Genomic DNA, 22,287 nt, shown 5'->3' on the forward strand with positions numbered 1-22,287 from the left:
TCGCGGCCGCCGTCCGTAATGGGCAACGTGGTTTCGCTCATGTCCTGTTCGCCATCATGCGTTGCAGCGCTTCCAGTTCCCCGGCGAGAGGGTTGATGCCCTTCCATTTCAGATAAAGCCACCGGCCACCCACATAAATGAACGAAAGCACCGACAGACCGGCGATAACGAGGAAGACATCGTTGAAGGCAAGGATATTGGCTTCCCGGGTTATCTGCTGGGCGAGCAGGCCCGTGCCCTGTACCTGACGCAGGACGGGATCGCCGACCACCCGGCCATATGCGCCGCCCAGCTGCTGCAAACGAGCCGCCACCTGCGGGTTGGTCGGGTCGATCGCCAGAACAAGCTCGGCGGAATGCATCTTCTCGCGAATGACCTGCAGGCTGCCCAGGAACGCCGCACCGCCAATGCCGCCAAGGGTCTGTGCAATGCCGAGCACCGCGGAAAAACTGACCATGTGGCTCGGCCCCTTCGACAGGGCGCGCAGAATGCCGGCCATCATCGTCGGCCCGAGGAAGTACGCGGCCGCGAACCCGATCAGCGCCTGCGAGACGTAAAGGTTCTCCGGGCGGGTAAGGTTCGAGGCATCGGAATCGAGCCATGCCCCGATCGCGATCAGTGCAACCGAAATGGCCACCGGCTTGATCAGGTCCTGGGGGTTGAGCGTGGCTACGCTGGCCAGCACCCCGATCGTGGTCGCGATCGCCATGACGACATTCAGGGTTACGAGCTGGTCCTGCCCCATTCCGACAACGGTCAGCAGGCCGGTCGATCCGAACGTCTGTTCGGACAGCAGGATGCGGACGACCGCCGCGACAAGCGCCAACCGCAGGACCCCTCGGGTCCGCATCCATCGGGTGTTCAACATGGGATTCGCGCGGTTGTGCTCGATCAGCATGGCCGCGCCGATCAGGACGATCGCGCCCGCCATGGCATAGCCGAGCCACGGGGTGGACCACCAGACAATCCGGCCTTGCACGAGGACCGCGATCAACAGTGCAAGCCCTGGCGCAAACAGCGCGAAGGTCACGAAATCGAGCCGTTCGAAGACCGGTGCCGTTTCGCTCGGCGGCAGGCGCAGCAACGCCATGCTGCCAAGGCAGACCAGACTGAGGCCGAACTCGAACAAGTAGAGGTTCCCGATCGCGCCGTTGGCCAGGAGAAACGGAGAAATGATTCTTGCCAGCGGCAGTGCTACCTGGCCCAGACCGATTCCCAGGATCATCCCGCCCAGTCGCGCCTTCGCTGGCATCGCCTGCATTATGTAAAAGAAGCCGAGCGGCGTGAAGCCGGCCGCGACGATCCCGGCCAGGGCGCGCATGCCCAGCTCGGTCTGATAACTGTGGACCATCACCTGCAGCGCCGAGACGAGCACAAATCCGATCAGAAATACCCGCGTGATCCGTTGCAGCCCGAACTGCTGCCTGAATTTGATCAGCAGAAAACTCGTGCAGACATTCGTCATCGAGTAGGCGGCTGTAATCCACGCGCCCTCGACGTTGGTGAGGCCAAGCGAACCCTGGATCTGGGGAAGATTGGCTGACAGCAGACCCGTGCTGAGACCGCTGGTCAGCGCGATCAGGACGCCGATGAGGGCATAGCCGATGCGCCGCGGCATCGGGTGCGTGGGCGTCGCCGGGGAGCCCGGCATGAGCGGCCGTTCGTGAGGCAGAAACTCGTACGCGCGCTCGCTTGCCACCGACCTCGCCTTGCTTGCCCCTGGAAAGGGGACGTCGACCTTCCGGCAATCTCTCGCGGAGGCGCAGGGAGCAAGGCATAATTTGAAATGAGCGCTGTGCTGGCTCTTTCGCGGCTTGCGGAGCTGGCATAGGACGGGAACATGACGCTTCAGGTCATCGCGGCCGGCTTGGGCCGGAACGCCACGCTGTCGATGAAATTTGCCCTGGAAGCGCTCGGCTTCGGGCCGTGCCACCATATGACGGAAGTCTTTGCGGACGAGCGCCGGCAAGTTCCGCTGTGGCTCGAGGCCGCGGCGGGCAGGCGTGACTGGGACGCAATCTTCGCGGGCTTCGGTTCGACCAGTGACTACCCGTCCGCCACTTTCTGGCGCGAGATCGCCGACCATTTCCCCGATGCCAAGATCGTGCTGACGACCCGCGATCCCGATCGCTGGTTCGAATCGGTCAGCCAGACGATTTTCTCGCCGTGGATGCAGGACGCCCACGCTGGCACGGCGGCGCATGCCCTGATGCAGGCGACGATGTTCGATCCGATTGGCGGCGACGTATCGGACCGGGCTATCCTCATCGACTGGTATGTCCGGCGCAACCGGTCCGTGCTCGATGGAGTGGCTGCCGAGCGGCTGCTGCATTTTGACGTCCGCGACGGCTGGCAACCGCTGTGCGAATTTCTCGACGTACCGATCCCCGACTTGTCGTTCCCCCGCACCAACAGCCGCGCCCAACTCGGCCCGGCGTCCGGCAGCCGAGGCGTCGTCCCGGATGACCCGCAAGCGCGAGAGGGGCTCGCGCGTCTCTATATCGAAATGATGCGCGACCAGGCCTTTAAGCCACGGGAGTGAGCCCGCCGGCCGATCATCGGCAAATCATCGGCAAACCATAAGCGAGGCATCATTCCGTCGGCTCGTTGCCGCGCGCATGACGGCTGCAAGGAGGTGCAGCCATGATACGCATGACACGACGCGAGACGCTCGCCGGTGCCGGACTGATCCTGTTGGCCGGATGCGGCGGAGGCGGCAGCACGAGCCCGCCGATCAGCCTGGGGCAGGCGCCCGCTCCCTCACCGACGCCAACGCCGACCGCCACCTCTACGCCGCCAACACCTCTGCCGGCCGTGGGGTCTTTCGGCACCCTGGGCGCGACGACGTCGCAAACGTTCGCGACTCTCGGGAGTTCGCAGCGCGGTAAGGGAAGCGGATGGGACTTCATTCTCGAGGAGGGCAGTCTCACGAGCCAACCAGGTCACACGATCCGGTTCGCAGCCCCTTCAAGCCTGCTGCTCATGGTTCCGGCGATCGGCGAAGGAGAACTCGTCCCTCGCGACAATTCTGGAAGCCTCGTCAACGGCGAACGGGCTGTGGCCTATTTCAACGTCCTGGGCGGGATACTCACCCTCTCGAGGCCCATCGTTGCCGAGCAGCTTCAGAAATACGTGATGCAAGGTTATTTCGCCAGCGCCCCGAATGCCAACTCGACCGAAACCGATCTTATACTCGAATTCGCATACGGAATTCCAACGCCGCCCAACGTGCTTCCCACGTCGGGGGCTGCCGACTACCAGCTGACATTCAACGACAACAGATTCACTTTCGGCGCAGACTTCGGCGCCAGAACCGTAACGGGCGGCATCCCCTTCTTCGTCAACGGGCCAAGCCAGATCACCGAATTACGCGATGTTACGATCAGCGCCGACGGGACCAGGTTCAGCGGTCGACTGATCCCGCCGGATGGATCGGCTGAGGGGACGCTCCAAGGCTTGTTCATGGGGCCTCGGGGTGAAGAGTTCCTGGCTCAGGCGGTGCTGAAATCAGGGCAGAGCATCGTCCTGTTCTCCGGCACCCGCACGCCCTAGGACGCTCGCCGCGCGTTGGCCGAGAGCTCAGGAGGTCGGCAGCCCACGTGAGGCCAGGTTTTTCCTGAAAACATGGTGAATGCACCAGTCCCTGCCTAACGCGTCTCAGCGCTCATTTTCCCTGTTAGCAGGGAATTAACAGGGAAATTCTCAATTTTTGGAACGCGCGACGCTATCCAAGGCCCGCGTTTCCCTCGGATTTCCGCCATTCCCCGAACGAATTCCCTAAACGCGGAACAGGGAATTTGGAATCGCCTAGCAGGGAATTATCCTGGCCCGAGCAGCGAATTCAGCGGCGGCAAGCAGTGAAGTCGCATGGGCGAGTGTATGACACGCCGCCAGCCCGCTGTGCCGGGCGCTGCGGCCAAATGCCGCCAGCCCGGCACCGCCTGGGGATAGTTTGTTCCCGGTTTGATCATGACAAATCGATCGGTTTGTGCAACGGGATACTTCCGCCCTCGCTGAGATAGCTGATGGAAGGAACGACACGATGAGCACCACCTACCAGGTGGTCGAACGCGATATTGCTCCGCTTCGGCCATACGCGCGCAACGCGCGCACCCACTCCAAGAAACAGATCAAGCAGATCGCCCGGTCGATCGAGCGGTTCGGGTTCACCAACCCGGTCCTCGTCTCGGACGAGGGCGAGATCATTGCCGGCCATGGCCGGGTCGAGGCAGCCAAGCTGATCGGCTGGAAGCAGGTCCCGACAATTGCGCTCTCGCACCTGAGCGCAGCCGAACGCCGGGCCTACGTGCTGGCGGACAACAAGCTCGCGCTCAATGCTGGTTGGGACAAGGAGATCCTCGCCATTGAGCTACAGGCCCTGGTTGACCTGGAGTTTGATGTCGAACTGACCGGGTTCAGCCTGGCGGAGATCGACCTGGTGCTCGACGAGGCGAGCGAGGCCGATCCGGACAAGATCGAGGCGCCAGAGGATGAAGTAGAGCTGGCGACCGGACTTCCTGTCTCGCGGCAGGGCGACCTCTGGCTGCTGGGCCGGCACAAGCTGCTATGCGGCGATGCGCGCAGCGCGATCGACTTCGAAGCCTTGATAGGAGGCGAGCGAGCTGATCTCGTCTTCACCGATCCGCCCTACAACGTGAAGATCGACGGTAACGTGTGTGGGCTGGGCTCAATCAAGCACCGCGAGTTTGCTTTTGCTTCGGGCGAGATGAGCGAGAACCAGTTTACCCAGTTCCTGCGCGATACGCTCGGCAATGCCGCCTCGGTGATGCGCGACGGCGCGATTGCCTTCGTCTGCATGGACTGGCGCCACATGGGCGAGCTGCTCTCTGCTGGGAGCGCAGTCTTCACCGAGCTCAAGAACCTGGTCGTCTGGAACAAGACCAATGGCGGGATGGGCGCTTTCTACCGCTCCAAGCACGAGCTGATCTTCGTCTTCAAGCAGGGCACCGCCGAGCATACCAACAGCTTCGGTCTTGGTCAGACCGGGCGCTACCGGACCAATGTCTGGGACTATGCCGGGATCAGCAGCATCTCGGGCTCGCGCAGCGAAGAGCTGGCGATGCATCCCACGGTCAAGCCGGTCGCGCTGATTGCAGATGCGATCCGCGACTGCTCGCGCCGCGGCGAGGTGGTGCTGGATTGCTTCGGCGGTTCAGGCTCAACCCTGATCGCGGCCGAGAAGACTGGGCGCTCGGCGCGCCTGATCGAGTATGATCCGCTCTACTGCGACACGATCATCCGGCGCTGGGAAAAGCTCACCGGCAAACGTGCGACGCTTGCTGTCACCAAGGACTGCTTCGAGGATGTCGCTGAGCAGCGGCTTGGTCTCGTCATCGAAGGGGAGGCTGCCTGATGAACGACGAGCAGCTGCCGGTTCCTTACCAGGTCGGCTACGGCAAGCCGCCGGCCGACCACAAGTTCCAGAAGGGCAGGTCGGGCAACCCCAATGGCCGGCCCCGGCGCAAGAAGCCCAAGCCCGCCGAGGTCGACACCGGCTTCGGACGCAAGGCGGCGGAGGAGTTTCTGCGGATGGAAGCCTACCGCACCGTGACGATCCGTGAAGGCGACCAGGTCTTGGAGTTACCGGCGATCCAGGCCGTCTTCCGGGCAATGGGCGTCGCTGCCATGAAGGGGAACCGCTTCGTCCAGAAGACCCTCGCCGAGATGGTCACCAAGATGGAGGCTGACCACCATGCGACCAAGTTCGAACTGTTCAGCACGATGTTCGACTACAAGCACAAGTGGGACGAGGAGATTGAGCGTTGTCGCTTGGCTGGCCTACCCGAGCCGCAGCCTGTGCCACATCCTGACGATGTGATCCTCGATCCCAACACCGGTGACGTGAAGTTCCTCGGGCCCAAGACCAAGGAGGAGAAGCAGCGCCTCGACCATGCTCTGGCTCGTCGCGACGAAGCGCAGAAGCTGGTCAGCGAATTCGCTTCGAAGCACCGCCACGCTCGCGATCCTTCCCGCCAGGCCTTCTGGCTGGAAGAATGGCATTACGAACAGCGGATGTTCGACATCATCAACGATGTCGTCGGCCCTCGGTACAAGGCGAAGTTGCAAAATCGGTCATATGCGAATGGCGCGTCACGCGAGGGCAAAGCGCTGGATGAGATTAGGCGAAACAAGGCCATGAGGTCTGAATATATCGAATAGACCATCAGGAACTCGAAAGAACTACCACCTCATTGGTCACGGCCTCCTCGGGCGCGGATACAAGCAGTGCGGGTCTCAAGCCGCTGACATTCCGGTCCTGCTCGGCCTGAATCTTAACCGACAAAAATTGCCGTACATTCCGGTTCTGGACGCGCATGCCAATGACGAGAACCATGGCGAAGCCGTCGAGTTTGCATGTGTGACGCCGAACATCTCTTTCATCAATAGCTGTAAGCTAAGTCCACGCCTTTAGCTTACAAAAGCTGATGTCGCTTAAACTCGACGGGAGACAGCTTTCCGTTGCTGACCTGATTGGAGCACCGGCTTATAGAACGCCTCGACAAAGTGGCCCCGACTTCTGCCAAAGCACTCGCCCCTTAAATGATTACACCTATCGGTGCCTCCACATAGTGATTATCGGACAATCCCTTACGTTTTGTCTAATATTGCGCAAAATAACCCAGTGTTCGCTCAAGTATATAATCGCATGATTCCCTATATATTGAGAAGACTTAGGTGGATAATCTCTATAGGCCGGCAGAGCGACCCCGCGAACGAAGTTGAGTTTTAAGCCTGACCTCAATCGCCAGCTAAGCGGAGATTGCTTCCTGAGAGCCGCCATTCCGGATCGTCCGACAAAGCGGACAGCGTGCTTTGGACGCCAATGTCGACATATGATTGGACTTCAGCTGCACCGCAAGCGTTGGTGCTGCGTGTGAATCGCAGCCCTCATAGGGCGGCGAAGCCCTGACCAGCATAACTGGCGGGGCCTTGGGTGGTGGGGGCAGCGACGGTCGCTGCTACGATCAGGAGAACCGCCCATGACCACCTTTGACAAATCCAAGCCCGCATCCAAGCGCTCGCGCAAGATGGCCCGAGAGCCCAAGCTTGAGGCCACCGAGCAGTACCCGCAGCCGAAGCGCGAAACCAAATCCGCAGAAGTCGTGGCGATGCTGCAACGGTCGGAGGGCGCCACACTCTACCAGCTTATCGCAGCGACAAGCTGGCTGCCGCACACTGCGCGGGCGGCACTGTCTGGCCTCAAGAAGAAGGGCCATACGATCATCAACGAAAAGCCCGCTGGTGGTGAGCGAATCTATCGCATCAAGTCTGCAGAGAAGACTTCGCGATGACGCTCGCAGATCGCGTTGCCGCAGTCGAAGCGATGTCCGCGAGGGAGCGCAAGGCCGAGTGGCATCGCCGCAACGGCACGATTGCACCACCGGCGTTTGGCTCGGGCCTTTTGGCCCGGGCCCTCGCCCACCAAGTGCAGGAGGCTGCGCTTGGCATGCTCAGCAAAGCTGAAATGAAGCGTCTGATGGCCGCTGCCAGTTCTGGCAAGGTCGAGGCGGCCTCGGGCGCGGTCAAGCCAGGGACCTGGCTGTCGCGCACCTGGCACGGCGAAGTCCACCAGGTGATCGTGCTGGAGAGCGGGTTCGAGTATCGGGGCGAGCGCTTCTCCTCGCTCTCGGAAATCGCCAAACGGATCACGGGAGCACATTGGTCAGGGCCGCGCTTCTTTGGCTTAAGCAGCCCTCGGTTGGGCAAGCTTGGTGTGCGCGCCGATGGCCGCTAGCACTTCGCGACGCCTGCGCTGCGCGATCTACACCCGCAAGTCGACCGAGGAGGGCCTCGACCAAGCCTTCAACAGCCTCGATGCCCAGCGCGAGGCATGCGCCGCCTACATCCTATCGCAGCGCCACGAGGGCTGGCAGCTCGTCCCTGACCTGTACGACGATGGCGGCTTCACTGGCGGCAACATGGACCGCCCGGGGCTGAAGCAACTGCTTACCGATGTCCGGGCGGGCCGGGTTGATGTTGTGGTGGTCTACAAGGTCGACCGGCTCACCCGCAGCCTCGCCGACTTTGCCAAGATCGTCGATGTCCTCGATGCAGCCGGGGCTTCCTTTGTCAGCGTTACTCAGGCGTTCAACACCACGAACTCGATGGGGCGCCTAACACTCAACGTCTTGCTGTCCTTCGCCCAGTTCGAGCGCGAGGTAATTGCCGAGCGGATCCGCGACAAGGTCGCGGCCTCCAAGGCGCGCGGCATGTGGATGGGCGGTAACCTGCCCTTGGGTTACGCTGCGGTCGATAAGAAGCTGGTTCTAGTGCCGGACGAGGCCGAGACTGTCCGCCACATCATGCGGCAGTACCTCGCGAGCGCCAACGTCCTCGATCTGGCCGAGAAGCTCCGGCGGCAAGGGATCGTCAGTAAACTACGCGTGGGGCGCAACGGCCAACTCAAAGGCGGCGTGCCTTTTAACCGCGGAGCGCTGCACCATCTGCTGTCCAATCGCACCTATGTTGGCGAGGTCGTCCATCGCGGCAAAATTTATCCCGGTGAGCATGAGGCCATTGTCGATCGTGAGCTGTTTGATGCTGCGCAGGCCAAGCTGGCCGCGCGAACAAATGCCCCGTTAGAACCTGGCCGGCGCGGCACGGTCAGTTTGCTGGCAGGCGTGATCCGAGATGACGTCGGCAGGCCGATGTCGCCGATCCACACCCGCAACCATGGCAAGCGTTATCGATATTACGCCTCGCACAGGGGCGATGGCTCCAAAGAGCCGGCTTTGCGATTGCCGGCAGGTGCCCTCGATCATGCAGTCCGCACCTCGATGCAGTCTTTCCTCGCCGATGCGCAGCGGGTCAGTAAGCTCAATGTCGATCCGGCCCAGCATGGCAACTTGATCGCGTCCTTCGGCGCCCTGGCATCCAGCCTTGATGGCATAGCGATTGCCGATCTGCGCAAGCTGTTGCAGCAGGCACAGCTGCGGGTGACGGTGTCTCGCGAGGCAGTGAAAGCCGAGTTTGACCTGGCCCCGCTCGCAGCATGGGTCGGTGTGAATCTCGAAGAGAACGCGGTTATCGCCCTGTCCATTGCTGCCTCCCAAGCCAGGTGGGGCCATGAGCCGCGGCTCAGGCTGGATCCTCCGGCAGGCGCACCGGCCAATGATCCCAATCTCGTCCAGTTGATCGCGAGGGGGTTTGTGGCACGCGATCAACTTCTCGAGATGTCGGAGGACGAGGTTCAAGCTATGCCGTCAACTCAGCTCAGGCATCTCGAGCGCATCGCCCGGCTCGCGTATCTCGCACCAGACATCATCACGACCATCCTCGATGGTCGTCAGCCGCGTCAGGTCACCGCGCGCTTCCTCTCCCGGCTTGGCGCTCTGCCCCTCGCCTGGTCAGACCAGCGCAAGATGCTGGGCTTCAGCTCCGACTGACCGCAACGCACTTTTAGGACGCGAAATTGGCGGCAGAGAACTTGCCGCCATTTCTCATTGCATCGCCTCTCTAGAGAGCCTCTGCGGACTAAAAGTTCCGAGCACGGATCGACAAACCCACGGAAAAGCGCGGCAATTCTGCGAGGCTTGCGGGATACTAGGAAAGTCTCGCCATTTGGCGGACTGGTTGGTGAGCACTAATGAGTTCGCACTCGCGACCTACAAATGTTGCGAGGCAAAACGGATCGATTTCGCAACCGAAATCATCAAGCGGGCTGGAAGCGGTCCCGTCGGAGCTTGTTGGGCGCTTGGGGCCACAGACCTCGCCCGTACAGTTGGCTGGGCGCAATGGGCCGCTCGGGCTGTTCGAAGCCCAAAAGTTTCCGCTGCACCGACCAATCCGTTGGCAGGTTGGCCTTGAGCAACACGTCTTTCGTCAGCGTCTCCGGCTGAGTCCCATCTAGGATCGCGGTCACAATGTCTGGAGCAAGGTAGTTGAGACGAACGAGCCGGGAGAAGTGACCCGGTCGCCGGCCAAGCATGCCGGCAAGCTCATCGATGCCGAGATCGCGATGCTCCTCGACAAGTCGCTGCGCTGTCCTCGCATTCTGGAGCAGGCGCAGCAGCGCCTTGCCTGGCTTGGCAGTCGCCGCTTCGCGAGGTTTGATGTGGAGCAGGGGCCACCGCGATGCCGAGAGGGCGCTGACACCGACCTCAAGAATGTATCGGGCGTCGCTACACGGCCAGTCAGCTGGCCGGGCACGAAATCCGCTCTTTCCGTCCCACAGCAAGAATCGACGCAGCTCGATCGACCGGAACAGGATGGACAGGTGGTCCTGCCCCACCTCAATGCGAAGCAGCAGCGCAGCGAACAACTCCGCCAGGCTCTCTGCAGGACACCCCTCAAGGTTTTGCGCAGCCGACTTTCCCTGAATAGCGAGGCTGTCCAGTTCGTCACCGAACAGGCCCAGACTTTTCAAAGCGTTCCGAAGCTTCAATCGATCAGCCAGGAACTCTGAGACAGCGGCAATCACGAGCTCTTCCAGCCGGCCGGCATGGCTGCGGTACTGCCGCCGGTATTCGGACTGCGACCAGGTCGCGTTGCTCGAAGAATACGAGAAATACGGCTGCCCGCGATGCCAGTCGACGTCGAGCAGCATATGACGCCCGAGGTCATCCCACAGCAAACCGGCCAGGAAATGGTTGGTCTGCTTGGCGTGCGGCGGCCGCTTCTTTCGACTCTCGCTCAGAACCTGCGCGGCTTCCCACGTCTCACGCGAGATGATCGGCTCGTGGCGGCCGGCATAAGTCTGATCGTGGCCGGGTATCTCGCCCACGTAGATCGGATTCCGGAGTATCTGGTACACCGTCCCCGGGCCGATCTGCGTCCCGCCCCGAGGCTCGCCGCGCTTGGAATATTTGACCACGCTGCACAGGTTGGCGTCCCTGACCGCATTCATCGTAGCAGTGTATCTCTGCGTGCGCAGGAATTCGTTGAAGATGAAGCGAACGTGCTCGGCTTCCACCGGGACGATCCGAAGACCGTCATCAGTCGAATCGTAGCCGAAAGGTGGCAGTCCGCCATGCACCTTGCCGTGCCGTTTGCGCGTGCGGATGCTATCGCGCACCCGCTCGGCAATCAGCTCTCGCTCGAACTGCGAGAAGGTCAGGAGGACGTTGAGGATCATCCTGCCCATGCTGTCCGAGGTGTCGAACGCCTGCGAGATCGACACCAGTGCTATCCCGCGCCGGTCGAAAATCTCGATCAGGCGAACGAAGTCGATGAGGCTCCTTGTGAGCCGGTCGATCTTGTACACCACGACGGCGTCGATCTGGCCGGCCTCGATGTCCTGCATGAGTTGCGCCAGCGCCGGGCGCTCCAGGCCGCTGCCGGAATGCCCTCCGTCGTCATACCGATCGGGCATCTCGACCCAGCCGCGATATTGCTGGCTCTTGATGTACGATCCGCAGATCTCACGCTGCGTGGTCAGCGAGTTTATGTCGCGATCGAGCAGGTGATTTGTACTCTTGCGCGTATAGATGGCACAGCGCTTCAGGGAGAGAGTGAGATCATCGGGCATGTCGGCACTCCTGCTGGAGGCACCGGTATACGCCCGTCTGGAAAGCAACCGATCTACCTTCGAAGCTCGGGAAGCCGGCGTAACAAGATCTTTCGCAAAACCATTTTCCTACAGCCAGTCGATCGGGCTAGCACGAATGATGCGCCGGCCTGATCCTACCGAGTTGGAGTTCGTGTTGCTCTTGTTCCTGGTGGTTATTCCCGCCGGCTACTGGATGCTTCGAACGGTACTCGCCCTGGTTGGAATCTAGCCGCGCGAGACCGTTTTCGATGCGCAAGAATCGATACGCACTGCGACTGGACTATCGACTCAGGAAGAGCGTTACTCGCACCACCGGCGGTGCTGAAGCCCCCCACAGATACCCAACCAGTTTTGTAGGACGCAATTTCGGACGCGGAGAATCTCGCGCCAAATTGTCAGTATCGGAGAGGCGCAGAGTCTCTCGGCCTACAATCCCGATGCCGCTCGACGGCAAAGCCCCGGAAAGTCGGGGACTATTAGGTCATAGAACCGAGGGACACGAAAAACCAATAAAAACAAGGACTTAATGGTGAGCCCTGCTGGGTTCGAACCAGCGACCTACTGATTAAAAGTTAGCCGGTCGGGTCGAGGGGTTCTGCGGCAGAGACGACAGTTGTACGGGCTTTCCCTCTTCGTTCTTTCCACGATGTTCCATTGATGTTCACGCCGACCCATGGTAGCGTGCTTACCTGAAATCAGCTGGGTAAGCACCATGGCGAAGGGCCGGATCAACAAGAGCAGCGTCGATGGCTTCCACCCGGGGCCGACCGAGGCGGTGCTGTGGGATGACAAGATTTCCGGCTTTGGGCTCAAGGTCACGCCAGCGGGCACGAAGTCCTACCTCTTCCAATATCGGATCGGGGGTCGCGCGGGAAAGACGCGGCGAGTTACGATTGGAAAGCACGGCAACCTTACGCCCGACAAGGCGCGCAAGGAAGCCGAAGGTCTGGCGGCGTTGCTGGCAAAGGGTATTGATCCCCAACAGGCCAAGCAGGACCGAAACCGGCGCGCGATCGACCTGGCTTTCAAGTCCTACGCCGACCGGTTCGTTGACGACTGTCTGAAGGTAAAATGGAAGGCGTCGCACGCTGACGGAACCTCGCTGCTGCGGCTCTATGCGACCCCTGTCCTAGGCAACAAGCCCTTGCCCGATATTACGCGGGCAGATGTTCGAGCAGTCCTGGCCCCGGTAAAGATCAAGGCAGCCACCTGTCGTAACCTCTTCGCCGTGCTGAGGCGCTTGTTCCGGTGGGCAGTGAGTGAAGGCGATATAACGATTTCCCCGATGGCGGGCATGGAGCCGCCGCCCCTGCCTGTGAAGCGTGACCGGGTCCTTTCGGATGGCGAGTTGCGGTTGGTCTGGCGAGCGACGGAAACGATGGATTACCCGTTCGGCCCTTTGTTTCGCCTCCTCGCCATAACGGGGCAGCGGCTGGAAGAAGTGTCCGGACTGGTGTGGTCTGAACTGGATAAGGCGGCTGCGATGTGGTCGCTGCCCGCCGACAGGGCCAAGAACAACTCCGCTTCGCAAGTGCCGCTGTCACCACTCGCGCTGGCTGAACTGGATGCCTTGGCCAAGCGCAAGGGCCGGACCGACGGATGGCCGCGCCGTGGCCTTGTCTTCACAACGACCGGCGAAACTTCCGTCAGCGGTCACTCTCGGGCCAAACGTCGGCTTGACCGCCTCGTGGCGGAATTGGGAGCAAACGAATCCGAACCGATGACTGTCGCGCCTTGGCGATTGCATGATCTGCGCCGCACGTTCGCCACAGGAATGCAGCGGCTCGGCGTTCGCTTCGAAGTCACAGAAGCCGTGCTCAACCATGTCAGCGGATCCAAATCGGGCGTTGCTGGTGTCTACCAGCTTCATGATTGGGGGCCGGAGAAGAAGGCCGCGCTCAAGGCATGGTCGGATCATATTACTGCGATCCTGACGGAAGCAGATTCAACGAACGTTGTTCCCCTCGCCTCGGTGCGAGCGTGAACGTGTGGCGCGACTAGGGTAGCTCCCGAACGACGGCTACCGCACCGTCTGTCGCGCCACTTCACCATGCGGACGCCTGCGGAGGCGCGAATGAATTGCGATGATTTTGATGATCGGGACGATGCACTGGTCTTGGACGATTATCTTGTTCAGGGGCTTATGCCCCGCGCAGGGTACTGGTCGCCGTTTTCGGCCTTAGCTTGGATCGCATCCCGCGCCGACGAATATATCGCGGCCGTGCAAACATATGAAGTTGATCAGCATGCAAATCTGGGAGGGTTGCATTCGTCAGCGGCTTGGACGGTCCTCGGGGATGACGCCGGCGCTCGCTTCGGCATTACCTTCACGGAGGCCGCTAGGCTGCTAAGGGAAGCTCTCGAAGAGGGACGCATTGTCGGAGCTATCGCCAAGAACTTGGCTGACGGTGTGACCGGCCCAGTTGAGGCCTACCAGTGGACAGACTGGTCGCGGACGTTCATCCCTGAAGGGCTCTCATTGATACCCGGATTCGTGGATTTTAAGTTTCCTTCGAAATCAATTCGGGAAGGCTTTCCCGCTTCGAATGCCGCAATATCGCGACCTTCCGTTTCGCGGGCGCGAACGAAAGGTGAGTCAGAGCAATGGTACACCGATCGCGTGAAGAACTGGTCGGGTGATCGGCATCCTTCACGCGACGATGATATCGCTGCGGGGCGCCTTCTTGGATTGAACGCGGAGCGTGTGAAGGAGTTGCGCCGCACCTTGGCTCCGAGCACTTGGCGGATGGGTGGCCGCCCTCAAGGAAGCTAATCTGGCGAAAAACCCGCGTTTCCAGGTTATCCAGGTTTCTCGCCACGTTATCCATGTTTCGCCCGCCAAATTGTGTCTGGGACAATCCAGCCACGCCCACGGAGGTCCATCCACTTGGACCGGGCGGGGAGCAAGACATGGAATTTCTCTTGGACACACGGCAGGCGGCGCCGAGGATCGGCGTCACTGCCGGCACCTTGGAAAATTGGCGCACGCAAGGCACCGGACCCCGTTTCATCAAAACCTCGCCGGGTCGCGGCGGGAAGGTTTTGTACGACCCCGCCGACATCGAAGCATGGAAGGAAGCTAACCGCTTCCAATCGACCAGCGAAGCCGCGTGATGGCCGAACTAGACCGGGGAACGCGCGCCCCTGAAACGCGTAAGCCCCGCCTGTCGCTTGAGACATGGCGGGGCCGGAACACTGCTCAGCTTGGCGGCATCGAGCATCTCAACCTTAGCGGAATCGAGGCGGAAACGCAACGATTTGAGACCTGGCTTTGGTCTGAACGCAATGGTTGGAGCATAGGGCGGCACCGGCTTCCCCAGACTGCCGAGGAATGGCTTGCGGGCGGCGGGATGGCGCGAGGTCGCATATCCAAGACTGACGCGAGCCGGATTCTCGATCAGGCCTTTGCGGCAATCGATGGGAGGCGCGCATGAGCGCCCTCGATGCAGCTGCAACCGCGCGCTTGGTTAAGTTCCTCGGCCTTCTCGGGTCAGACCATGATGGTGAGCGGGCAACCGCTGGGCGTATGGCCGACTTGCTGGTGAAGGCCCATGGCCTGACATGGGCAGATGTAATTTCGACGCGTGCGGCGGTTGATCCGTTCGGCACCGGCGATCCGTGCCCTTGGCGTCCGCGCTCCAGTGGTCCTCAACCTGTTCAGGTCACGCGCAGCCATCAGAAGGAAGCCTTCAACCTGCTTGGTTGCGGGTTCCCGTGGGATAGCTGGAAGACGGACTTCCTGCACAGCATCCGGCATCGGGACGGTCCGTTGTCGGGCGGCCAACAGGACAAGCTGGATGAGTGTCACCGCATGGCGCAGGATTGGCGCCGGATGAGGGAGGCAGCATGAGCGCCCTCGATCTAGGCGCGATCCGCCGCGCTCATCCGCTCCCCGGCATCGTGGGCGGGGTCGTCAAGCTCCATCGCGCCGGCAACGAGTTCAAGGCTTGCTGCCCGTTCCATGCCGACCGGACTCCCAGCTTCACGATCTTCTCGGGCGGGCAACGGTTCCATTGCTTTGGCTGCGGGGCATCAGGCGATGTTCTGGACTTCATCCAGCAGGCGCACGGCGTCTCGCTCCGTGACGCAGCGGCAATGCTGGGCAGTGACGGTTTGCCGTCCGTCGTTGTCGCGCCTGTTCCGCCTGATGACGGCCAGGATCGGATTGCCGAAGCGCGGGCGATCTGGCGAAGCGCGGCGCCGGTCACGGGCACGCTGGCGGAAGGCTACTTGCGCCATCGCGGGCTGCACCTGCCCCTCCCCGACTCGATCCGGTTTTCGTCACTGCGCTACGGCAAAAGCGGCCCGCAGCACCCTTGCCTCGTTGCAGCGGTGGCGTCGGTGGAAGGCAAATTAGTTGGCATTCAGCGGACTTACCTCAATGCCGCAGGAACCGGAAAGGCGGCCGTTCCCAAGCCCAAGCTCAGCCTCGGCAGGGTGTCGGGCGGTGCGATACGCCTAGCCCCGTTCTCGGCCTGCCTCGTTGTATGCGAGGGGCTGGAAGATGGTCTGACGCTGCAACAAGAGTTGGGCACGGCGGTCTGGGTGGCTGCGGGCGCCACGATGCTTCCGAACATGCAGTTTCCAGCCGGGGCGGAAAGCATCGCGATTGGCGGGGATGGTGATGCGGCCGGGAGGGCAGCTGCGGGCAAGGCAGCGGCGGATTTCACTGCGCGCGGGCTATCGACGCGGGTGTTCTTCCCCGCCGGAGCCAAGGATTTCAACGCAGAACTGACGGAAGGGGCTCGCGCATGACTGCGGCCACGATGAAAGACGCTTTCGATAAGGCAGAAGTCTACAACATGTGGCCCCTGCCCGATTTGTCCATTCTGACAAACGGGCGGCGGCCTCCGGTGCCCATGCCTAGTGAACTGTTCGGCCCCGCCTGGCAGTTGATAACGAATATGGCAGAGGCAACATCTACCGCGCCAGATTACCCCGCAATCGCTTACCTCGCTGCCTGTGCCAGCGCGGTTGGTGCCAAGCGGTGGGTGCGGCCCTATGCCGATCATGACTGGTCGGAGCCCTGCATCCTATGGCTCGGTGCGCTGGGCGATCCGAGCTCGCGCAAGTCGGCACCGCTCAGCATGGCGATTGAACCTCTGCGGGCTATCGAGGACGACTATGCTGAGCAGCACGGCGAAACGATCCGCGCATGGCGGACGGTCGCCGAACGCGCGAAGGCAGAAAAGGGCAAGTGGCTCGCCTCGGTCAAGGAAGCGACTGAAGCAGGACGGCAGACGCCTCCCATGCCCGTGGACGCCGTTGAACCGGACGAACCGCAACGCCGCCGCACGGTCGTCGGGGATTCTACGCCGGAAGCGCTGGGCACGATCCTCTCGGGCAATCCGATGGGAACGCTGTGTTACCGGGACGAACTGGCGGGGTGGTTCGATAGCTTCGACCGCTATGCACCGGGCGGTCGGTCGCAATGGCTAGAAAGTTACGGCGGGCGCCCGTTTACTGTGGATCGCAAGGGTAGCCCCGTCCCGCTGCGTATCCCGTTTAACGGGGTGAGCCTCATTGGCTCGATCCAGCCGGAGAAGCTCGCGCCGTTCCTGTCGTCCCCCGACGATGGCCTGCTTGCTCGCATGATCTGGGCTTGGCCCGACAAGCGCCCTCAAAGGCGGCCTACCCGCCCCGCCAACCGGGCGTCGCTGGAGAACATCTATCGTCGCCTAGAGGCGCTACCGTGGGGAATGGATGCCAACGGCGGTAACGTGCCGATCACGCTCAACCTGTCGGCTGACGCGGCAGATACCTATGAAGAATGGTCCAAGGCCAACAGCAACGTCGATGAGGACACGGGCAGCCTGCTTAAGTCCTTTATCGGCAAGATGGATGGCGCAGTCCTTCGCCTCGCGCTCGTTGCTGAACTGTCTGCGTGGGCGTTTGCAGGCGGAGCCGAACCGCGCGAGGTCAGCAACGCCTCGCTGTCGGCAGCGGCGCTCTGGGTAGACGACTACGCCAAGGCGATGGCCGAGCGAGTATATGGCGACGCCGCCCTGCCCGTCTCAGAACGAAATGCGGCACTGCTGGCCCGGTATATCCGCAAGAACAACCTGACCGAGATCAACAAGCGCGAACTAAAGCGCCATCCGCACAAGATGCACCTCAAGGCGCTGCGGGATGCTTCTGCGATGGATGCCGCGATCCTGCACCTCGAAGAGGCGGGCTGGCTCATATGTGACGGGGCCCGCGACGGCGACAATCCTGGCCGCCCTCGCAGCGATTACCGGGTCAATCCTGCTGTGCTGGGAGACTTGTCATGAACAACTGGCGCAAGCGTGCAGAGGACGCGCTGAGGGAAACGGGCCCTAGGGACAATAGGGACAATAGGGACGAAATGGCTGCGGCGGGAGGTTTTGTCCCTATCGTCCCTATTGTCCCGCTGGATCATATCCGCGCAATGCGGAACTGGCGGGTCGCGCTGGATGCCCTAAGCTTCCGCGCTCCGCTGCACGGCTTGGAACTGCCTCGCTGGCGGCAAGTGCTCGGGGACGCCCACTGGCTGCTCGATCACTACGCCGATAGGGCGGCGCGCGATGGCTGGACGGGCGGCGATCTGTTCGGACTGCTGCCGGAACATGACGGTTGGGGCGGGGTCGCGGACCGCCTGCGCAGTTCGCGTTCTCTAGTGATGACTGCTGACACTGCACGCTGGCGCCGGCTCATTACAGATACGCCCGATCAGTACTCGCGCGGGGAACTGCCCGGAATCAAACCGCTTTGGGAGACAAGATGATGGCCAAGAAAAAGCGGCAAGCGACAGAGCTGCGTGCACCCAATGAGGCCGAGGCGCGGGCAATCCTGGCGGCGACGGAACGGCGGGCGAAGCGTCCTGCTCGCGCCCAGCTGGACTGGGTGACGACGGAGCCCGGGGTGGTTCATGCCTTGCCCGAACACGACGACGCCCAAGGATCCGCTGTGATGGTGCAGGAGGCCTTCGGCACGCGGTCTAACGACTTCGTGTCGCAGGCGCTGCTGCACCTCGCGAACACTTCACGGGCTAGGGATGCGGGCACTAACGGGATGGCGGCTAACGCGGGTCTCGCGCTCGTTGGCGCAATCCAGCCTGAAAACGAACTGGAAGCCGCGCTGGCCGTCCAGATGGCGGCCACTTACGAGCTGTCGATGGAAATGCTGCGGCGTACACGCCACGCTGACCGTCTCGATACGGCAAAGGAATATGGCAACCTCGCCACCAAGCTCTCGCGCACGTTCACTGCCCAGATAAAGACGCTCTCGGACTGGCGGCGGGGCGGCGAGCAAGTGGTGCGTCACGTCCATGTGCAGGCGGGTGGGCAGGCCGTCGTTGCAGAGACAGTCAATGTAGGGGGTCAGAATGAAAAGCTTATCGGTCAATGCCATGCACTTGGCGCCCCGGTGTTTGGCGAAAACGCGGGGGGGGACAGAGTGCCAGGCGCCGGCGGTCCGGGGCAGGAAGCGATGCCGGATGCACGGCGGGAAGAACCCGGGGGCGCCCAAAGGTAACCGGCGCAACTGGAAGCATGGGCTCCGGTCTGCGGAACATGCCGCGTTAAAGGCGACTGTCCGGGCACTCTGCGGGTGAAGGCCTTCCGGGTCTAGGCATCGCCCCGATTCATCGATAGATCAGCTTATTTGGACCATCACTCGAAGCCATGATTTCGTGGGGAAACCATGCCAACCACAAGCCCGTGTGTAGCCGCTTTGATCGAGATAGCCGAAGAGGTCGGCAACCTTCGAAGCCTCGTGGATCAGCTTCCTCCAAGTAAGATTGGACCAGCCAGCAAGTTGCTCAACGCCTTGGATGGCCTTGTGATCGAGCTGAGTGATTACCCGCACTTTTTCCAAGGCCCGATGCCTTGGTTCAGCGAATGGTTGGATTCATCGCACGCGCGCTAAGGCAAATTGCGCTGAGCGCAGATGATATGAGATTGAAGTGCGGCGCATCTGGGCCTTCCAAACATCGACCTCGCTCATTGCGCCGGAGACACAGCCGTTCTATTTCGATCGTGATGACCCTCAGCCTGCTCAGCCACGTTCTGCTCGCCTGGGCGCTCGCAATAGCTCCTGTTGGAATGATGGCGCCTGCTAACGCCATGGGCTTGGGGCTGGGCGATGTTCCCTGCCATGACAATTCAAAGCGAGCGGCACCTGACGCGCGTTGCGTGACGGCGTGCCTGGCGACCCTTCCCACGGTATCGAATGTTCCGGCCGCAGGTGTATTGGCTGGCGTCCATTTGGCCAGGGTGCTGGCAGCGATTGAGGGATTTGACGCGGAAGTTGAGACACCCCCGCCGCGCCCGGCCGCGTCCTGAAATCTTCTCAACTCAATCAAGGATTACTGAAATGAAGAAGTATGTTCTGGCCCTAGCGATTGCGCTGGCCATTCCTTCGGTCGCGTTTGCTGCTGATGGAGACAAGAAGCCCTGTTGCTGCTGTGAGAAAAAGGACGTCGCCAAGGGCTGCTGCGACGACGCCAAACCGGCGGATCACAGCGAGCACGCCGACCATCAGATGGATATGCCAAAGCAGTAAACATGGAGGGGCGGTGCTTTAGGGCCCGCCTCTTTCCCCGCCGAATAAGCCTTCAGACTGGCAAACGATGATAGTTTTGCAGCCGCAATTAAGACGGGCAGCTTACCTATCGTCACTGCTCCGGCGTGGCGAACGACTTTTGCGTTTCGGCCGATAACCCCATTCGGGATGGGTAAGGAGCAGTTCGCGCCAGATGTTCCGCCCGCAGATCGCAAGCCCAATGAGGCCAATCAAGAGCAACGGGTAAAAAATAAATGGCGACATGCAGTCATCCTCCGGGAGTGCAGACGACTCCACGCCCCTGAACGCCTCATGCCGGGAGAAGTGCCGGTCCCTTACATAAAAAGCCCCGGCCCATTGCAGGCCGGGGCGTCTTTCAGTTCCAGAGCCGGTCTAGCTGTAGCGGCGGTTCCGACGGTACTGCTTCGGAAAGCGCAGAATCTCGGCGGACTGCGCTGACCCGGCCACCAATTCCTTGAAGGCCGCGACGCCAGCGTTATTCGCGGCAATCGCCAAGAGTATCGCTTGCTGGGGCGTCAGGGCGATCTGCACAACTTCCTTGCCGCTGGGGACAGTCACCGTGACGTAGTCTCCATCATAGTCGGCAGTCGGGCTGGCGGTGCAAAGGGCGATCATGCCACGGACTCCTTCCGCAAGCGGTCCATGTCCTCTTGCACTAGCTCCATCGGATCGCGGGGCATGTCCTCGAAGCAATCCCGTTCCTCGCGCTTGATCACTTCGATCTTGAACAGGGCTGCGGACAGGTTGGGGGCCGGGGTCAGGCAGAGCTCACAGGCAGCAAGCCAACTGTGCTTTCCGCGCGCCTGAAAGTGAAGCTGCTCTGCTTCGTGAAGTCGGTCGAAGGTTTCGCTCCATTCGGCAGCAGCGCGCGGATCACGTTCGAAGGAAGTCCCATACTTGTGTTCCAGGCTATACTTGGTCCACTCGAACTTCTCGTTCGCGTCGCCAAAGGGACCGAACGCAAGGTCAGCGCGAGTTAGTGCATCAAGCCGCAGATACTCAGCTAGGCGGTCGTCCCATTCTGCGCTGCCGGTGTTTGCCAGCGCGGGATTGCTGGCGACTAGGAATGCGATGGATGCGGGGGTAACGTGGGTCATAGTCGTAGGCCTCTCTCAGTGAGGTTATCGATCAGGGCCGGGCGGTTGTTGGTAGCTTCCGTCCGGCCTGTTGTGTAACTGGCACAACTTGCCCATCCCAGTCAATGCTTGTTGTGCAAGTAACGCCCGTTGTGCTAAACGCACTTCATGGATGCTCGAAAAGATCAGCGCATACCCGTCATGATGAGCGCCGATGAGGTTGCGCAAATTGATGGATGGCGGCGCAAGCAGGACGATTTACCGTCCCGTTCAGAAGCCATTCGACGACTCGTGCAACGCGGACTTGCTGATTAGCGTCGTCCTTACGAGCGCGTAATTGACAAGATTCCGCGGTGGGCGCAGCATTTGCTGATGGCCCCGGACCAACCCAGCGCATTCGCTAACCCGGACCTTGTTCTGGGCTTCTTGGCTGCGGTTTGCGCAACGATGGCGGGCCTGCATTGGCTTGGCGTTTCCCGCAGCATCGACCCAACAGGCAGTTCGGGTAGCCGGCCGCCATCATGGCACCTGTTGGACAGGGCAGCTCTGCTCACCGGGCTGACGCTCCTGCTCGGGTCGGCGTCCTGGTTCCTGACGTTGCTCTAGGTCATGCGCTTGGTCGTCGAAAACTCTGACGAGGATGTGGAGGCACAGTACGCCCTAGACGATTTGACGTGGAATCTGCGGGAGCTGACCGCCAACCTCCTGCGCGTCACGCGTGGGGCGGGTCGCCCTGAGGTAATTGGCCAGCAATCCGCATCGGTAGTTGATGGCTTCCAGCGATATTTTGATGCGAAGGGCCATTGGCCGGTCGGTTTCGACCTGGCTGCAGTGCTCGATCTGAATCGCACCTATTCCGAGGAACAGTTGGCCAGCCGAGGTGACCTTCAATACGCTGAGCGTGACATCGTCCGGGCCGCGTTACAAATTGCAGCGTCTGACTTGCTTGGGCAACGGACCCAAGCGACACGGGGCCACTCAGATATGGCGGAGGCAATCCGGTCGCGTGACGACGCCTTGGCAGCAATCCGGCTCAAGCCTCCGCATGCGAACTATTTGAAGGTGCGGGCGGAAATGAAAAAGCGTGCATCGGGCTTAAGGTCGAAGGGGCGCCCGCCTGAGTGGACTGACCTTGAATCGGACTGACCAACATAGGGG

At 61.4% G+C, this 22,287-nt stretch carries 22 protein-coding genes; 17 read left to right on the top strand and 5 right to left on the bottom strand.

All coding sequences use genetic code 11. The features are described 5' to 3' along the window. Positions 1-37 precede the first annotated feature (37 nt). Entirely contained in the window at positions 38-1,699 is a 1,662-nt protein-coding gene (locus ACFO0A_RS00555; RefSeq protein ID WP_379537034.1) for an MFS transporter, read from the bottom strand. Between the two features lie 141 nt (positions 1,700-1,840). Here ACFO0A_RS00555 and ACFO0A_RS00560 point away from each other — a divergent pair, with 141 nt between their 5' ends. The 7 genes from ACFO0A_RS00560 (at position 1,841) to ACFO0A_RS00590 (ending at position 9,407) form a co-directional block, all read left to right on the top strand. After that, positions 1,841-2,542 (top strand): sulfotransferase family protein, encoded by a 702-nt coding sequence (locus ACFO0A_RS00560; protein WP_379537035.1) that lies wholly within the window; start codon positions 1,841-1,843, stop codon positions 2,540-2,542. Between the two features lie 101 nt (positions 2,543-2,643). Beyond that, the gene (locus ACFO0A_RS00565) at positions 2,644-3,552 is read left to right on the top strand and encodes a HupA family protein (RefSeq protein ID WP_379537036.1); all 909 of its coding nucleotides are present in this window, start codon (positions 2,644-2,646) and stop codon (positions 3,550-3,552) included. A 490-nt stretch (positions 3,553-4,042) separates the two neighbouring features. After that, entirely contained in the window at positions 4,043-5,374 is a 1,332-nt protein-coding gene (locus tag ACFO0A_RS00570; RefSeq protein WP_379537037.1) for a site-specific DNA-methyltransferase, read from the top strand. Then, entirely contained in the window at positions 5,374-6,180 is an 807-nt protein-coding gene (locus ACFO0A_RS00575; protein ID WP_379537038.1) for a DUF5681 domain-containing protein, read from the top strand. Before ACFO0A_RS00570 ends, ACFO0A_RS00575 begins: the two co-directional genes overlap by 1 nt. A gap of 821 nt (positions 6,181-7,001) precedes the next feature. Then, complete coding sequence (locus tag ACFO0A_RS00580) at positions 7,002-7,313, top strand: DUF3489 domain-containing protein (RefSeq protein ID WP_379537039.1); 312 nt, start codon at positions 7,002-7,004, stop codon at positions 7,311-7,313. Continuing rightward, positions 7,310-7,756, top strand: coding sequence for a DUF2924 domain-containing protein (locus ACFO0A_RS00585; protein WP_379537040.1), 447 nt, complete (start codon positions 7,310-7,312; stop codon positions 7,754-7,756). The genes ACFO0A_RS00580 and ACFO0A_RS00585 overlap by 4 nt, the downstream gene beginning before the upstream one ends. Then, entirely contained in the window at positions 7,746-9,407 is a 1,662-nt protein-coding gene (locus tag ACFO0A_RS00590) for a recombinase family protein (protein ID WP_379537041.1), read from the top strand. The genes ACFO0A_RS00585 and ACFO0A_RS00590 overlap by 11 nt, the downstream gene beginning before the upstream one ends. Before the next feature lie 266 nt (positions 9,408-9,673). Here ACFO0A_RS00590 and ACFO0A_RS00595 read toward each other — a convergent pair whose 3' ends face one another. Then, positions 9,674-11,488: a recombinase family protein gene (locus tag ACFO0A_RS00595; protein WP_379537042.1), complete on the bottom strand. Its 1,815-nt coding sequence runs from the start codon at positions 11,486-11,488 to the stop codon at positions 9,674-9,676. A gap of 733 nt (positions 11,489-12,221) precedes the next feature. Here ACFO0A_RS00595 and ACFO0A_RS00600 point away from each other — a divergent pair. The 7 genes from ACFO0A_RS00600 (at position 12,222) to ACFO0A_RS00630 (ending at position 18,254) form a co-directional block, all read left to right on the top strand. Further along, positions 12,222-13,493, top strand: a complete 1,272-nt coding sequence (locus ACFO0A_RS00600; RefSeq protein ID WP_379537043.1) for a tyrosine-type recombinase/integrase — start codon at positions 12,222-12,224, stop codon at positions 13,491-13,493. 90 nt (positions 13,494-13,583) lie between these two features. Then, entirely contained in the window at positions 13,584-14,282 is a 699-nt protein-coding gene (locus ACFO0A_RS00605; protein WP_379537044.1) for a hypothetical protein, read from the top strand. 137 nt (positions 14,283-14,419) lie between these two features. Further along, entirely contained in the window at positions 14,420-14,623 is a 204-nt protein-coding gene (locus ACFO0A_RS00610; RefSeq protein ID WP_379537045.1) for a helix-turn-helix transcriptional regulator, read from the top strand. Between the two features lie 316 nt (positions 14,624-14,939). Further along, a complete protein-coding gene (locus ACFO0A_RS00615) occupies positions 14,940-15,359 on the top strand; it encodes a hypothetical protein (protein ID WP_379537046.1) in 420 nt (139 codons plus the stop codon). Beyond that, positions 15,356-16,264 carry a DUF7146 domain-containing protein gene (locus tag ACFO0A_RS00620; RefSeq protein WP_379537047.1) on the top strand — a complete coding sequence of 303 codons (909 nt, stop codon included), beginning with the start codon at positions 15,356-15,358 and terminating at the stop codon, positions 16,262-16,264. The genes ACFO0A_RS00615 and ACFO0A_RS00620 overlap by 4 nt, the downstream gene beginning before the upstream one ends. 104 nt (positions 16,265-16,368) lie before the next feature. Beyond that, the gene (locus tag ACFO0A_RS00625) at positions 16,369-17,781 is read left to right on the top strand and encodes a DUF3987 domain-containing protein (protein WP_379537048.1); all 1,413 of its coding nucleotides are present in this window, start codon (positions 16,369-16,371) and stop codon (positions 17,779-17,781) included. Positions 17,782-17,918: 137 nt separating this feature from the next. Continuing rightward, on the top strand, positions 17,919-18,254 hold the full coding sequence (locus tag ACFO0A_RS00630; protein ID WP_379537049.1) for a hypothetical protein: 336 nt from the start codon (positions 17,919-17,921) through the stop codon (positions 18,252-18,254). Between the two features lie 257 nt (positions 18,255-18,511). On the opposite strand, the gene ACFO0A_RS00635 is transcribed toward ACFO0A_RS00630, so the two are convergent. Beyond that, on the bottom strand, positions 18,512-18,874 hold the full coding sequence (locus ACFO0A_RS00635) for a hypothetical protein (RefSeq protein ID WP_379537050.1): 363 nt from the start codon (positions 18,872-18,874) through the stop codon (positions 18,512-18,514). Between the two features lie 4 nt (positions 18,875-18,878). Here ACFO0A_RS00635 and ACFO0A_RS00640 point away from each other — a divergent pair, with 4 nt between their 5' ends. Together ACFO0A_RS00640 and ACFO0A_RS00645 are read left to right on the top strand one after the other, a co-directional pair. Further along, positions 18,879-19,082: an HGGxSTG domain-containing protein gene (locus ACFO0A_RS00640; RefSeq protein ID WP_379538128.1), complete on the top strand. Its 204-nt coding sequence runs from the start codon at positions 18,879-18,881 to the stop codon at positions 19,080-19,082. 761 nt (positions 19,083-19,843) lie between these two features. After that, entirely contained in the window at positions 19,844-20,032 is a 189-nt protein-coding gene (locus tag ACFO0A_RS00645) for a hypothetical protein (protein WP_379537051.1), read from the top strand. Positions 20,033-20,425: 393 nt separating this feature from the next. Here the strand turns inward: ACFO0A_RS00645 and ACFO0A_RS00650 are convergent, their stop codons facing one another. Further along, positions 20,426-20,668, bottom strand: coding sequence for a hypothetical protein (locus tag ACFO0A_RS00650; protein WP_379537052.1), 243 nt, complete (start codon positions 20,666-20,668; stop codon positions 20,426-20,428). After that, positions 20,665-21,150, bottom strand: a complete 486-nt coding sequence (locus tag ACFO0A_RS00655) for a hypothetical protein (RefSeq protein ID WP_379537053.1) — start codon at positions 21,148-21,150, stop codon at positions 20,665-20,667. Before ACFO0A_RS00655 ends, ACFO0A_RS00650 begins: the two co-directional genes overlap by 4 nt. A gap of 588 nt (positions 21,151-21,738) precedes the next feature. Between ACFO0A_RS00655 and ACFO0A_RS00660 the strand changes: the two genes are divergently transcribed. Continuing rightward, positions 21,739-22,275: a hypothetical protein gene (locus ACFO0A_RS00660; protein ID WP_379537054.1), complete on the top strand. Its 537-nt coding sequence runs from the start codon at positions 21,739-21,741 to the stop codon at positions 22,273-22,275. The last annotated feature ends 12 nt before the right edge of the window (positions 22,276-22,287 follow it).

This window comes from Novosphingobium tardum, from assembly GCF_042652045.1.
GTDB classification, from domain to species: domain Bacteria; phylum Pseudomonadota; class Alphaproteobacteria; order Sphingomonadales; family Sphingomonadaceae; genus Novosphingobium; species Novosphingobium tardum.